Annotated in this window: 13 protein-coding genes and 1 pseudogene; 5 read left to right on the forward strand and 9 right to left on the reverse strand. The window is 40.2% G+C overall.

The window, feature by feature from the left end; translation table 11 throughout:
• Nucleotides 1–68: 68 nt before the first annotated feature.
• From ACFRAK_RS20885 to ACFRAK_RS20900, 4 genes are read right to left on the reverse strand one after another with little or no spacing between them, the layout of a single operon-like run.
• Nucleotides 69–659: a DedA family protein gene (locus tag ACFRAK_RS20885; RefSeq protein WP_387704538.1), complete on the reverse strand. Its 591-nt coding sequence runs from the start codon at nt 657–659 to the stop codon at nt 69–71.
• A gap of 18 nt (nt 660–677) precedes the next feature.
• Complete coding sequence (locus tag ACFRAK_RS20890; protein ID WP_387704540.1) at nt 678–1,379, reverse strand: polysaccharide deacetylase family protein; 702 nt, start codon at nt 1,377–1,379, stop codon at nt 678–680.
• A gap of 35 nt (nt 1,380–1,414) precedes the next feature.
• The gene (locus ACFRAK_RS20895; protein ID WP_387704542.1) at nt 1,415–2,776 is read right to left on the reverse strand and encodes a sensor histidine kinase; all 1,362 of its coding nucleotides are present in this window, start codon (nt 2,774–2,776) and stop codon (nt 1,415–1,417) included.
• A gap of 3 nt (nt 2,777–2,779) precedes the next feature.
• Nucleotides 2,780–3,478: a response regulator transcription factor gene (locus ACFRAK_RS20900; protein ID WP_260285198.1), complete on the reverse strand. Its 699-nt coding sequence runs from the start codon at nt 3,476–3,478 to the stop codon at nt 2,780–2,782.
• A gap of 423 nt (nt 3,479–3,901) precedes the next feature.
• Here ACFRAK_RS20900 and ACFRAK_RS20905 point away from each other — a divergent pair.
• Nucleotides 3,902–4,607: pseudogene (locus tag ACFRAK_RS20905) on the forward strand (COG4705 family protein).
• Nucleotides 4,608–4,805: 198 nt separating this feature from the next.
• On the opposite strand, the gene modA reads toward ACFRAK_RS20905, so the two are convergent.
• Nucleotides 4,806–5,609 carry a molybdate ABC transporter substrate-binding protein gene (gene modA, locus ACFRAK_RS20910; protein ID WP_387603001.1) on the reverse strand — a complete coding sequence of 268 codons (804 nt, stop codon included), beginning with the start codon at nt 5,607–5,609 and terminating at the stop codon, nt 4,806–4,808.
• Nucleotides 5,610–5,756: 147 nt separating this feature from the next.
• Here modA and ACFRAK_RS20915 point away from each other — a divergent pair, with 147 nt between their 5' ends.
• On the forward strand, nt 5,757–6,683 hold the full coding sequence (locus tag ACFRAK_RS20915) for a substrate-binding domain-containing protein (RefSeq protein WP_387603004.1): 927 nt from the start codon (nt 5,757–5,759) through the stop codon (nt 6,681–6,683).
• 55 nt (nt 6,684–6,738) lie between these two features.
• On the opposite strand, the gene bioB is transcribed toward ACFRAK_RS20915, so the two are convergent.
• Nucleotides 6,739–7,704: a biotin synthase BioB gene (gene bioB, locus ACFRAK_RS20920; RefSeq protein WP_387603180.1), complete on the reverse strand. Its 966-nt coding sequence runs from the start codon at nt 7,702–7,704 to the stop codon at nt 6,739–6,741.
• Between the two features lie 379 nt (nt 7,705–8,083).
• Between bioB and ACFRAK_RS20925 the strand changes: the two genes are divergently transcribed.
• Genes ACFRAK_RS20925 through bioA form a run of 3 tightly spaced genes read left to right on the forward strand, consistent with a single transcriptional unit; the run spans nt 8,084 to nt 10,733 of the window.
• Nucleotides 8,084–8,668 carry a biotin transporter BioY gene (locus tag ACFRAK_RS20925; protein ID WP_260285201.1) on the forward strand — a complete coding sequence of 195 codons (585 nt, stop codon included), beginning with the start codon at nt 8,084–8,086 and terminating at the stop codon, nt 8,666–8,668.
• Nucleotides 8,647–9,354, forward strand: coding sequence for a dethiobiotin synthase (gene bioD, locus ACFRAK_RS20930; protein WP_394572400.1), 708 nt, complete (start codon nt 8,647–8,649; stop codon nt 9,352–9,354). The genes ACFRAK_RS20925 and bioD overlap by 22 nt, the downstream gene beginning before the upstream one ends.
• Entirely contained in the window at nt 9,351–10,733 is a 1,383-nt protein-coding gene (gene bioA, locus ACFRAK_RS20935) for an adenosylmethionine--8-amino-7-oxononanoate transaminase (protein WP_394572402.1), read from the forward strand. Before bioD ends, bioA begins: the two co-directional genes overlap by 4 nt.
• A gap of 99 nt (nt 10,734–10,832) precedes the next feature.
• Here bioA and ACFRAK_RS20940 read toward each other — a convergent pair whose 3' ends face one another.
• From ACFRAK_RS20940 to ACFRAK_RS20950, 3 genes are all read right to left on the reverse strand, one after another.
• Nucleotides 10,833–11,393, reverse strand: a complete 561-nt coding sequence (locus ACFRAK_RS20940; protein WP_387603008.1) for a hypothetical protein — start codon at nt 11,391–11,393, stop codon at nt 10,833–10,835.
• Between the two features lie 57 nt (nt 11,394–11,450).
• Nucleotides 11,451–11,741, reverse strand: a complete 291-nt coding sequence (locus ACFRAK_RS20945; RefSeq protein WP_387603011.1) for an alpha/beta hydrolase — start codon at nt 11,739–11,741, stop codon at nt 11,451–11,453.
• Between the two features lie 243 nt (nt 11,742–11,984).
• Nucleotides 11,985–13,478: a peptide MFS transporter gene (locus ACFRAK_RS20950; protein ID WP_387603014.1), complete on the reverse strand. Its 1,494-nt coding sequence runs from the start codon at nt 13,476–13,478 to the stop codon at nt 11,985–11,987.
• Nucleotides 13,479–13,580 lie beyond the last annotated feature (102 nt).

Raw genomic sequence — 13,580 nt, forward strand, 5'->3', positions numbered from 1 at the left:
AGTCCCAAACTTAATAGCCCGATTAGAAAACCAATTATAGAACTGGTTATTCCAATCGGGACGGTAATTTATTCTTTTTTTTTCCTCTTCATATAATTGATAAAAATATATATCAATAAAAAGACTAAAAATACGACACCTAAAAGTGGAACATATTCCGGATTTATATGAAAGGCATTCCCTATATAATACCCTGCCACTATAAAAGGGACAGTCCAGAGAACCGTGCCTAACAGGGAAAGGAGAATAAATTTGAACAGGGGAATACGATTGATTCCTGCGAAATACGGACTGATTTGTCTTATTCCAGGTAAATAAAATCCAAACACGATCGTTTTTTTTGTATTTTTCATATACTTTTTCTGTACTTTCTCCCAGCGATCATTGGTAATGCCCACGTATTTCCCATATTTTTTTATAAATGGATACCCCACGTATTTCCCACATACATAAGCGATAAGCATCCCTATAAAGGCTCCGAGAAATGCACTGAGCACGGCTAAACCAAATGAGAGTTTATTTTGCCCAATCAGGACTCCAATTAGAAATAGAAGAGATTCTTCCGGAGCGGGAATCCCCACAATGCCCATGAATAAAAAAAGAAATATGATTAGATAGCCATATAAGTCAATAAAATGCAGAATACTATCTATGTTCATAAAGTCCCCCCGAATCAGTTATAAGTCTTTTAATGTAATAAATTGTGTTCCCTTTTTTATGGTCTCCTCTAGGTAAACTTCCAAAACTTCAATCATATATCGGGGTGCTTCTTTATCCGCCCCTAAGGTTTCCCCACAGTCATGGAGCAGGAGGATCGAATTTTCCGTTGAGGTTGTCCGCAATTGATTAAGCAGGTCATTCCTGCATGTTTCCACTTTCCAATCTCCGAAAATGTCTGACCACATGATCACTTTATATTTCTTGCTGGCTATTTTCGTGAAAATATTAAAATGGCCCCATGGAGGCCTATAAAAAGTGACTTTTTCATGCGTACATTCCATTATCGCCTTTTCCGTCATACTCAACTGTTCCGATAACTGAAAGGGCGAGAGGATCCAGCTTGAAATATGATCAAAATGATGGATTCCAATTGTATGCCCCTCTTCATGCATCCGTTTAATGATATCAGGGTTATTTTTCACTTTACTTCCCACAACAAAAAACGAACCCTTTATCTCGTACTTTTTTAAAAGATCAAGTAATTGTTCCGTATATTCAGGGTTTGGGCCATCATCAAAAGTAAGGGCTATCCCATTATTCCTCTTGTTTTTTTTGGTAATGCCCAGACTGCATACACGAATAATTACAGTAGGGAAAATCGAATAAATTAGAAATAACAATACTATGATACTCAGACTAATTATCCCTATATGTGTCACTCACAGAACACCTCATTCTTGTATTTAGCAGCAAATTACCTTTTGGGTAAGGATAATACCATTTCTGTTCCAATTCCGGCGATACTGGCTACTTTAATCTCCCCATTATGTTGATTCATTATATTTTTGGCTATCGACAAGCCTAGCCCTGTTCCGCCTGTTTCCCGACTCCTAGCCTTATCCACCCGGTAAAAACGTTCGAAGATATTTTCCATTTCATGCTCAGGAATACCAATCCCATAATCTTTTACCCGAATGACCGTAGAGTATAACTGATTCTCTACATACACATCAATTTTGTCTGTACTATATTTGATTGCGTTATCCAAAAGGATAATAATCACCTGTTTTATCTTCAATTCATCTGCTGTAATCGTAATGGTATCTTCTTGATAATGAAAATTTATTTCTCGCCCATAGACCTCTTTGAATTGTTTAAGCACGTTCTCACATAAGGTTATTATATTCACTGATTTAATATCTAAAGTATTTTCCATTTCCGTATCGGCTAATTCCAGCAGCCTTTCCGTCATTTCCTGTATTCGGGTTGCCTCTGAATGAATTACATTTATAACATCCAATGCCTTTTCTTCGCTTTTTATCCGGCGTCGGCGCAAGAGATCTGCATAACTCTTTATTATCGTTAGCGGAGTCTTTATTTCATGTGAAGCATCTGAAATGAATTGCTTCTGTTTATCCAAATTCACATCCAATCTGCTCATCATCCGATTGAAAGTAACAGCCATTTTTTGCAGCTCATCTTTTGTTTCCTCTTGGATGACGATTTTTTTCGGAATTCCGCTTTGTTCAATATCCTCCATCGTATCAATCATATTGGAAATAGGTCTCATGATTACACTCGATAACCACCTGCCGCCAAGCAGCGATAACCCCGCCCCTAATAGGGTACAAAATGTGAGAATGGAAAGTAATACATCCTTCCCTAATTCAAGTCCTAGTAATCTATCTCCAATTTCTAAAGTTCCAACAACTTTACCTTTGGATTGGATAGGAACCCTAACGATTAATATTTGTTCTTCTTTATGCGCTTGTTTAATTGTAGTTCTATACACTTCTTGTTCAGAAGAAAATTCCCCTTTAAATTTCGTAAGCAAATAATGGTCGCTGGACACTTCGCTACTGATTTTAGAATCAGGTTGAATGATCCTTATAAATGAATGATTCGTCAAATATGCGGTTAATTTTTTTTCTAATTCATGGGGCGTATCATCCATTTGTATTTCAGCAATGACATTTTGCGCTTTATGAATTAATATATCTTCTTCCATATTTACAGTAATCTTCATAAAAGAAAAAAATACAACAGCATTGACCGCAATCAACACACAGAGTATCCAAGCCGTAGTAATCAGGTTAATTTTTGTTGTAATTTTCATTACCTATTTCTCCCTTACAGTATAACCAATTCCTCTTACCGTCTGAATAATTGTCGGGTCAGAAAAACCTTCTTCCGTTTTCTTTCTTAAATGGCGGATATACACATCGATTACATTGGTCTCCCCTTCATACTCATAACCCCAAACATTCATCAGGATATTTTCTCGCGTCACGATTTTGTTTTTATTGGATAGTAAATAAATGAGTAAATCAAATTCCTTTGGGGTTAACGCTATGGAAGAATCCCCCCTCTTGACCTCTCTAGTATCGAGATTAATGAATAAATCTTTTATTGATAAGATCGTTTCCTCTTCTCTCGAAGCATTGGCAGTTATTGAATTATGACGTATAGCTGAACGTATTCTTGCCAATAACTCATCGATTTCAAAGGGCTTCGTTATATAGTCATTGGCCCCTTGATCTAGTCCTGCCACCTTATCCATTGTAATATTTCGAGCTGTTAAGAGGATGATTGGCAGTAAAGAGTTCTCATTTCGGATCCTTCTTAAAACTTCTATGCCATTCAGTTCAGGTAACATAACATCTAAAAGTACTAAATCTAATTTTTCTTGTAATGCAGCTTCCAGCCCCGACTTGCCGGTATGGGCAACAAGCACTTCATACCCCTCATATTCGAGTTCTATCTTTAATATCGTCGCTATCTGGACTTCATCTTCTACAACCAGAATACGCTGTTTCATTTAAAACCCTCCTACTTGAGTGGTATATGGCAAGGAGTTCACCACCACATGTATTTATCGTATCTAGCTAGGAATATTACTTGCATCTTAAACACGAAAAATTGTCCTCCGCTAAATAATTCAATCCCCTTTATATTTGCTCCAAAGTCCTGTATTTTAATCGTTTCCTTATAATTGAAATGCTCTTTCTACAATTTAGCATTCTTTTGCTTTTTATTTCACTTTTTAATTGATTTTTAATCCTTTTTTCAAGTTGCGTTAAGGTTGACTTGATATAGTGTCAGGGAACAGTAGAAATAGACAATAAGGTTTTATCGTAAACGAAATAAAACAAGAGAAGATAAGGGAATGAATGATACAAAAGGCTCATCCATCGGGCGTCAGATGTTGAACAAGGTTCCAGAAGTCATCATTTAATTCTGGATAATCAAAATAATGGCAACCACTGTGGGCGAGACGGCTGCAGACTTCCTGAGTGATAATCTGAACTTGGGCTTGGCCAATACGACCTTAATCATGAATATTCTTTTGATCATAACGCTTTTCTTCCAATTCAAAGCGAGTAAGTATGTGCCAAGGATTTATTGGCTCACGGTAGTGATGATTGGCGTTGTAGGCACGCTAATTACCGACAATCTCGTGGACAATCTCGGGGTCAGTCTGGTGACAACAACTATCATCACAATCGCGATGCTTGCGACGTTTGCGGCTTGGTACGCGAGTGAAAAGACGCTGTCCATTCACACTATCTACACATCCCAAACGAGAAGTATTCTACTGGTTGGCCATCTTGTTCACCTTCGCCTTGGGTACAGCAGCTGGTGACCTCATAGCAGAAGGTCTCGATATCGGCTACTGGAAGTCTGCACTTATGTTCGCGGCGTTGAGTGGGGTGGTTGCCATCGCCCACTACGGTTTCAAACTAAATACAGTGCTTTCCTTTTGGATCGCCTACATCTTGACCCGTCCACTTGGCGCCTCTCTTGGCGACTCCCTCTCACAGCCGCGTGTTAAGGGTGGACTTGGTCTAGGTACGACGGGAACCAGTTTGGTCTTCCTCGTTATAATCTTAATCCTGGTCGTCCATTTGACCAAAACAAGAAGAGATGAAAGCAAAGTTGTGGAGTAGGGCAGGGCAAGTACAATCTTCTAAAATTCAGCTGTCCAACACTTAACAGGTTAAAGACCTCCGGGAAAGAGTACAACCTTTTCCCGATCTATCTGCTACATTTACTTGATACAACCTTCATTGTTCGGGTTTCATCCTATAGATTGCACCCATGCCGGGTGCACAAAAAAAAGGCCACCAAATTGGTGGCCCTTTCAATTATTTAAGATCTTTAAATCCGTATTTTTCAAAAACCTTCATTGAATCTTTATTTTGGAGATACTCGTAAAATAGTTGGGCTTCTTTAGGATGCGAACTTTCCTTAATCACACCTACCGGATAAATAATCGGATCGTGTAAATCTTCCTTCGCTGTTGTAACGATATCAACTTTTGATGAGCTCTTGGCATCCGTTTTATAAACAAGTCCTGCGTCCACATTTCCTGTTTCTACATATGTAAGCACTTGACGAACATCCTTGGCATACACCAGTTTTTCTTCAATCTCTTTCCAGAGGTTCAGTTTTTCTAATGTTTGCTTAGCATATTGTCCTGCTGGTACTGACTCAGGGGTACCGATGGATATTTTAGTAAATTTAGTAAGGTCTTCTATCGATTCAATCCCTTTATCGGAACCTTTTGGCACTACTAGCACTAATTCATTGCCTACTAAATCGATCCCTTTTTTCTCTTCAATATGATCTTCATCTACTAATTTATCAAATTTGTCTTCTGCTGCAGAGAAAAACAGATCCACAGGTGCGCCTTGGGAGATTTGTTGTTGAAGAGCTCCAGAAGCTCCAAAGTTATAGTTAACTTTTACATTTGCATTTTCTTTTTCAAATGCCTTTTTTATATCATTTAAAGCATCTTGTAAACTTACGGCGGCCGAAATCGTCAATTCTACTTTCTCGTCAGCTTGTTGAATCTGCTTTCCTGTGCCTTTTTCTTCATCACTTGAACACCCTGTGCCCACTATCACAAGCAGCATAAGCGAGAAAAGCATAAGATATATTTTTTTCAAAGTCGCTCTCCCTTTCTAACTAATTATAACTAGTTATATCTAATTATAAACAGTATAAGACAGATAAAAGATTTTAATCAATGCCTTTTTGCTGTGAATTTTCTTTTTAAAGGACTCTAAGATACAATAAAGAATGGAGGGATGCACATGTCAAAAGAGCTTTCCTATACCATCGAGGAAGTGTCACAGCTTTTAAAGGTATCTAAATTGACGATTTATGATCTTGTAAAAAAAGGGGAGCTCCCTGTATTTCGTGTGGGAAGGCAGATGAGAATGGATGCAAAAGACTTGGAGATGTACATTAATAACCATAAGTCCCATACATCCCCAGTTTCTGTTGCCGAACCCCAAAGGAATGAAGTGAAGAATTCTCTTAACCTTGTCATCAGTGGGCAAGACATGGTGTTAGACATACTAGGGCAACACATTGAGAAGGACTCCAGCTATAAAACATTACGATCTAACACAGGAAGTCTAAGCGGGCTTATATCCATGTACAATGGGGATTCAGACATTGTTAGTTTGCATATGTTTGATGGAGATACTGGGGAATATAATCTTCCTTATATAAAAAAGATTTTGGTAGGTTATCCTTATATTTTACTTAACCTTGTTTCAAGGAAAGCTGGATTATATGTTAAAAAGGGAAATCCTTTAGACCTTACAGGTTGGACTGATTTAAAACAGAAAGACTTGGCCATCATCAATCGAGAAAGAGGATCGGGAGCAAGAATTCTTCTTGATGAGCAGCTAAGGATTCATAAGATTCCGCCTAAAAGCCTTAAGGGTTATGAAAATGAAGAAACTAACCATTTAAGTGTCGCATCAGCTGTTTCATCAGGTATTGCGGATGTAGGGGTGGGAATTGAAAAAGCTGCAAAAATCGTTGGAATCGACTTTGTTCCATTAATTACAGAACGTTACGACCTTGTTATTTTAAAATCCTCGAAAAACGAACAGCTCATAAACATTGTTAAGCGCATTTTAACATCGAATCCATTTCAAACTGAAATCAACGCTTTAGGTGATTATGATATTTCCCAGACAGGCTCTATCATTTACGAGACATTTTAAACAGGAAGGCTACTGATTCAGCAGCCTTCCTGTTTAGTATGCAGTTTTTAATAGGTTAAAGAGCACATTCTTCAATTTCAAATCCCAGGTCTTCGATGATTCCCCAATCGGCTGTGGGTTCTTGTCCGGCTGTCGTTAAATAATCGCCGACGAAGATGGAATTGGCTGCATAAAGTGCCATTGGCTGCATGGAACGGAGATTGACCTCCCGACCGCCAGCAAGACGGATTTCTTTACTCGGATTAACGAATCTCATCATCGAAATCAATTTCAGGCATTTAGTGGGGGTCAACTCGGAAGTTCCCTCAAGCGGCGTTCCGTCAATTGCATTGAGAAAATTACAAGGAATGGAATCTGCATCAAGGCTTCGTAAGGATAGGGCGATTTCCACCGCTTCCGCCTCAGATTCCCCCATACCGAAAATGGCGCCAGAGCATGGGGACATCCCGGCATCCTTCACAGCTTCAACTGTATCCACCCGGTCTTCATATGTATGTGTCGATGTGATTTTGCTATAGTTTTCCTGTGATGTATTCAAGTTGTGGTTGTAGCGATGAACGCCTGCTTCCGCCAGTTTGCCGGCATGTTCCTCATTCAGGAAACCTAAACAGCAGCAGATTTTAAGATCCGTCGTTTCGCGGATTTCTTTTACCGCTTCAATGACATGATCAATTTCCCTGTTGGTCGGACGCCTGCCGGACGCAACGATGCAATAAGTACCCGCTTTGCGGCGAATTGATTCTTGCGCTCCCTCGACAATCTTTTCTTTAGTCAGCCAAGCATATTTATCGATCGGGGCTTCCGAAACGATCGACTGCGAGCAGTAGCCGCAATCTTCGGGACATAATCCTGACTTCGTATTGATGATCATATTCAATTTAACCTTTTTCCCATAATGGTGCTTACGTATATGATAGGCTGCATTCAGAATTTCCAAAACCTCTTCGTCTGGGGCTTGTACGATGGATAATGCCTCTTCCTCCGTCACTTTATATCCTTTGATAACGTTCTCCGCTAACATCTTCCAATCCCTAACCAATGTTTCCAAACCTAATCCCTCTTTTCTTTTAATGTCTATATTCCTTCCCATGAATCTTTCACGATTAATTACCTGAATCCTCGGAACGGATTGAATCATTTTGCCCATTCAAGACAAAATAAAACGTTTATATGTTAACTTTAAAAATTTTAAGTTAACATATAAAATGAATAATAACACACAAACAAAATATGATTCAATGGTCTTTTTTCAATATTTTCCTAGTCTGCCCTTTAAATCATAAGGAAGCTTGCATTTTATATGTTAACTAAATATACAAATTAGTTGACATATAAAATAGGATTCAGGCAAACTAATAGTGGGCATTCTGCCAGCACTTTCTAAAAAGGAGGTTGAAAACTTGAAAGCAAGGACGATTTCTTATGTGGCCCTTTTTACCGCGTTAACTGCCATTGGCGCCTTTATTAAGATACCTATCCCTTACATACCATTCACACTGCAAATTCTGGCAGTCTATTTGGCAGGCGCATTATTGGGGCCCCGGCTTGGGATGCTCAGTCAGTTATGCTACGTCTTGATCGGACTTATCGGGGTGCCCCTGTTTGCTGAAGGCGGGGGATTCGGCTATATATTCAAACCCACTTTCGGCTATTTGCTCGGATATATATTGGGAGCCTATGTAAATGGATGGCTGATCAACCGGTTTTCCCTCTCCACGATTCGTTCCATATTCTTTGCTAATGCCGCCTCTTTGCTGACCGTTTACTTTTTCGGCTGCATCTGGCTGTATGGTGCGATGAAGTGGATTGTGGAAACGCCGCTTTCCATCAACCAAACGATACTTTACGGCTTCTTATTACCTGTACCCGGTGATTTACTGCTATGCATTCTATGTGCTGCCATCATTCAACAAGTACGTCCGCGCATTGCAAAATATATAAACGTAAAGGAGCTGAATCATCCATGGGCCAAGCCTACTTTATAACCGGAACTGGTACGGATATTGGAAAGACCATCGTCACGAGTGCACTCTATCTGTCTCTTCAAACATTGGGAAAAAGCGTCACGATATTCAAGCCATTTCAAACTGGAATCAATGAGGAAAATAATACATACCCGGATATATCTTGGTTTGAGAAGGAACTCGGTGTAAAGGAATCAGGGTTTTACACACTGGAGCCAGAAACCTCCCCACATTTGGCGATTAAATTAACTGGCAGTCAAATTGATGAGAAGAAAGTCGTGGAAAGGGTTCATGAACTTGAGGAAATGTATGACATCGTATTAGTCGAGGGCGCTGGCGGATTGGCTGTGCCGCTCATTGAACGGACGGAAGGTTTCTATATGACGGCGGACTTCATAAGGGATTGCGGCATGCCTGTCCTCTTCGTATCCACAAGCGGTTTAGGGGCGATTCATGATGTCTTGACGACCCATTCTTATGCCCAAGTCCATGATATAAACGTGAAAACCATTTTGTATAATCATTACCGGCCAGAAGATCGGATTCATCAAGACAATATCGAAACCATCGAAAAGCTGACTGGGCTGAATGGCCTCGCCTGCATCCCGACAATGGCAGATGTCAGAAAAGACTTGAGGAACTGCATCCTTGATTTACTTGGTGATCAAAATTATACCCAACAACTGAAAGAGGTGTTCAAAGCATGAATAGTCAGGATTTAGAACAATGGGATAAGGAATATGTATGGCATCCGTTCACACAAATGAAAACGTATCGGGAAAGTAAACCGCTGATCATCGATCGCGGCGAAGGCAGCTACCTGATAGATGTGGATGGCAAACGCTACCTCGACGGCTATGCTTCATTATGGGTGAATGTGCACGGGCATAACGAGCCGGAATTGAACGGCGCCCTTATTGAACAAGTGAATAAAGTCGCGCACTCCACTCTGCTTGGATCTGCGAATGTACCATCGATCTTACTGGCAAAAAAACTGGCAGAGATCACTCCTGGTTCTTTATCGAAAGTCTTCTACTCCGACACGGGATCTGCCGCTGTGGAAATCGCCCTTAAAGTTGCTTATCAATATTGGCAGAATATCGATCCCGTCAAGCATCAGAATAAAAACAAATTCGTCTCACTTGACGAAGCATACCACGGCGATACTGTCGGAGCTGTGAGTGTGGGCGGAATGGATCTATACCATAGAATCTTTAAGCCCCTCTTATTTCAACGGATTTCCGCCCCTTCACCATATGCCTATCATATGACTGAATATGGGAATCAAGAAGCCGTGAAAAACCATTGCTTGAAGGAACTGGAGAAGTTACTGCAAGAACAATCGGAGGAAATTGCAGGATTGATCATCGAACCGCTGGTGCAGGGGGCTGCTGGCATCATAACCCATCCTCGGGGCTTTTTGAAAGAGGTCGAACAATTATGCAAAAAATACAATATCCTCTTAATTTGCGATGAGGTGGCCGTAGGATTCGGTCGCACCGGTACCATGTTTGCCTGCGAACAGGAAGATGTCGTCCCAGATATCATGTGTATGGGCAAAGGGATCACTGGGGGGTATATGCCACTCGCAGCCACCATCATGAACGAGCAAATCTTTCAATCCTTCTTGGGAGAACGGGAAGAACATAAAACCTTCTATCACGGCCACACCTATACAGGAAACCAGCTAGCCTGTGCACTGGCCCTGAAGAATATCGAGCTGATGGAAAGCCGTAATCTCATTAAAGACATCCAGAAAAAATCAAAATACCTATCAAAAAGGCTGCAAGCACTATCCGAACTTCCGATAGTCGGCGATATTCGCCAGCGCGGCTTCATGATTGGAGTGGAAATCGTTAAAGACCGTGAAACAAAAGAAACGTTCACCCTCCAAGAGAATGTCGTTTCCGGAATCATCCATACAGCACGGGAAAATGGCCTGATCATCCGGGAACTTGGTCCCGTCATCACGATGATGCCGATCCTTTCCATGTCAGAAAAGGAACTCGATTTCATGGTCGAAACCGTCTACCGTGCCATCCAGGAAGTCTCCATTCATAAAGGATTGATTCCAGCAGCAAACTGATTCAATAAGAACCGGAAGAGCAGGGCTCATCCGGTTCTTTCTTTTCTTTGCAGGGGACTTCGTGAAATACGCAGCCATTAAAAGAAAGATCACAGATAATTACTTTAATTCAATTTTCTTGGACCAAAACTCTAATGCCTCCATTGGCTCTTCTCTTGTGTGTATATAATACAATTCCACATCACTTGGTTTTACGTTCCCTGGGAGATCGAATGTAAATTCAATTTCACTATTTGTATGTAAATCAAAAATTTGCGGTTCCCACTCGAGATGAGTTTTTTGCCCAAACCAATTTTGTACTTCTTTCTCTAAAAACTTCCCATCCATTTCATTATAGGATTTAACTCTATTTCGTTTAACATTGGAGACTTTCTCATTATTAGGGACATAGAAAACAAGAAAATCAGCAGGAAATCGATACGCATCTAACCGATCCTTCCAAACTCCCCCCACGATGTATGCTTCATTTTCTTTATGGACAGTTAGTTGCAATGAGTCAGGTGTTGTGTGGTACAACGTATGATAAATGAAGTATCCCATAAATGAAATGACTGCTAGTAAAGGACTAAACAAGAATATCGATACTACCCTTTTTCTTTTCCAAAAACGAATGCCTCCATATGTACAGCCTATAATGATGAATATGATAATAAGAAACATGAAAATCCCCTTAAATATTTTATTAATGAGTACAACTTATTTTCTTAAAATAAAAAATTAAAATAGCAAATCAAACAAAGGGATTTCCGGCGGCATCCCGGCTTCAGGCAAGAAATAAATGAAAATGGTGAAACAAATGATAAGCACGGAAAAGATGATGGCAATAAACGAAATGCCCAAGAGAAATTTCTTTCCTGCTAAATATAAGCTGATCACCAGACTTGCAAACCCAATGATCAAATAAACGCTGGCACCAACATATGAATTCAGCTTTGGAAGAATCCCCGTGATGAAAAGCAGAACGAAAGTCATTTGCAGGGATATGCATATTCCAAGTAAACGTTTCATTTTTACCTCCTGTCTATAATTTCTCTACTCCTATTTTCAGCTACTTTGGAATGAATCATCATTGTTTTTTTAGCCTAAACTATGAAGCTGCTAAAACATCATATCAAGTTTTTGGTATTCGATGAATCCCGCATGGTCGATAACTATTACCAGGCGAAAAAGCAAGATGCACAAAATAATAATAATAAAAAAGATGACCCCGGTTAACTCGGAGGTCATCTTTTTTTTGCTGCTGGCTAAGTGTTAGCGAATGCCTTTCATGTAACCTTGAATCTTTGGTGATAAGACCATAAGGACCAGTCCAAGGACCATTGAAGCAACACCGATCACGCCAAAATAAGCCATTTCGGTTTGGGGCGTGTAGAATCTGACGATTTGTGCGTTCAGTGCTTGTGCTGCTGCACTTGCCAGGAACCACAGGCTCATCGTTTGTGCCGAGAATGCGGCCGGAGCCAATTTTGTAGTTGCTGAAAGTCCAACGGGAGATAAACAAAGTTCTCCAAGCACTACAAGGAAATAACTAAGTACAAGCCATAGCGGATTGACCAATGCGTCGGATCCACCGAAATAAACAGGAAGCAGGATCACCAGGAATGATAAACCGGCGAACAATAATCCGATTGAGAATTTCTGAGGAATGGTCGGCTGACGCTTTCCTAGTTTAATCCATAACCATGCGAATACTGGTGCAAGGGTAATGATGAACAAAGGGTTCAAAGATTGGAACCATGCCGGGTTTATTTCTAGTCCAGCAAAATTCAACTGTGTCCGTTTGTCTGCATAGCTTGCTAATATAGTTGCACCTTGCTCTTGAATCGCCCAGAACATGACAGCTGCTATAAACAAAGGAATATAGGCAATCAAGCGTGAACGTTCAACAGAAGTTGTTTTAGGGCTGCGATACATGAAAATGAAATAAAGGGTCGGAATAACGATCCCTAGGATACCTACAAGATTAATAAAGGTTTTAATCGTTAAGATGCCTTTAGCGGCGGTAATGCCGATGATGGCAGCTAAGATAAGTGTAGCTATCCCCAATTTCGTGAATACGCTTTTCTTTTCATTCTGTGATAATGGGTTCGCAGGAAGAGTTCCAGCAAGGCCCAGGTTCTTTTTCTTTGTTGCAACAAAGACGATAAGACCAATTAACATTCCAATTGCTGCAAGTCCAAAACCAAGATGGAAGCTGTAGCCCATTCCGACGGTACCGACAACAAACGGTGAAAGGAATGCACCCATGTTGATACCCATATAGAATATACTGAATCCGGAATCCCGGCGTTCGTCATTTTCTGCGTAAATTTCACCGACAATGCTGGAAACATTCGGTTTTAATAACCCAGTACCAAGAACAATGAGTACCATGGAAACAAAGAACATGGAGAGACTGCCTGGTACAGCAAGGACAATATGCCCGAGCATGATCAAGATACCACCGTAAAATACGGCTTTGGAAGTCCCGAAGATCCTATCGGCAAGCCATCCGCCAATTATACCTGACATATATACTAAAGATCCGTAAATGGATACAAGGGCAAGGGCTGTGTGTTCATCAAGACCAAGTCCCCCTTTAGAAACTTCGTAATACATATAGTAAACAAGAATGGCCTTCATACCATAATACGAGAAACGCTCCCAGAACTCAGTAAAGAAAAGGGTGAATAATCCTTTAGGGTTTCCAAAAAAACCTTTTTGAGGTACACTATCCACAATTTTCTGTTTATTTATCGTTGCCATACCTAGCCCCCCTTTTATTATTGTATAATAACTTTTATTTTCTCTATTGTAAACAAATATTTAGTATATTTAAATAATTAATTTAAATATACTATAGAAGAG

This window comes from Peribacillus sp. NPDC056705 (assembly GCF_043656335.1).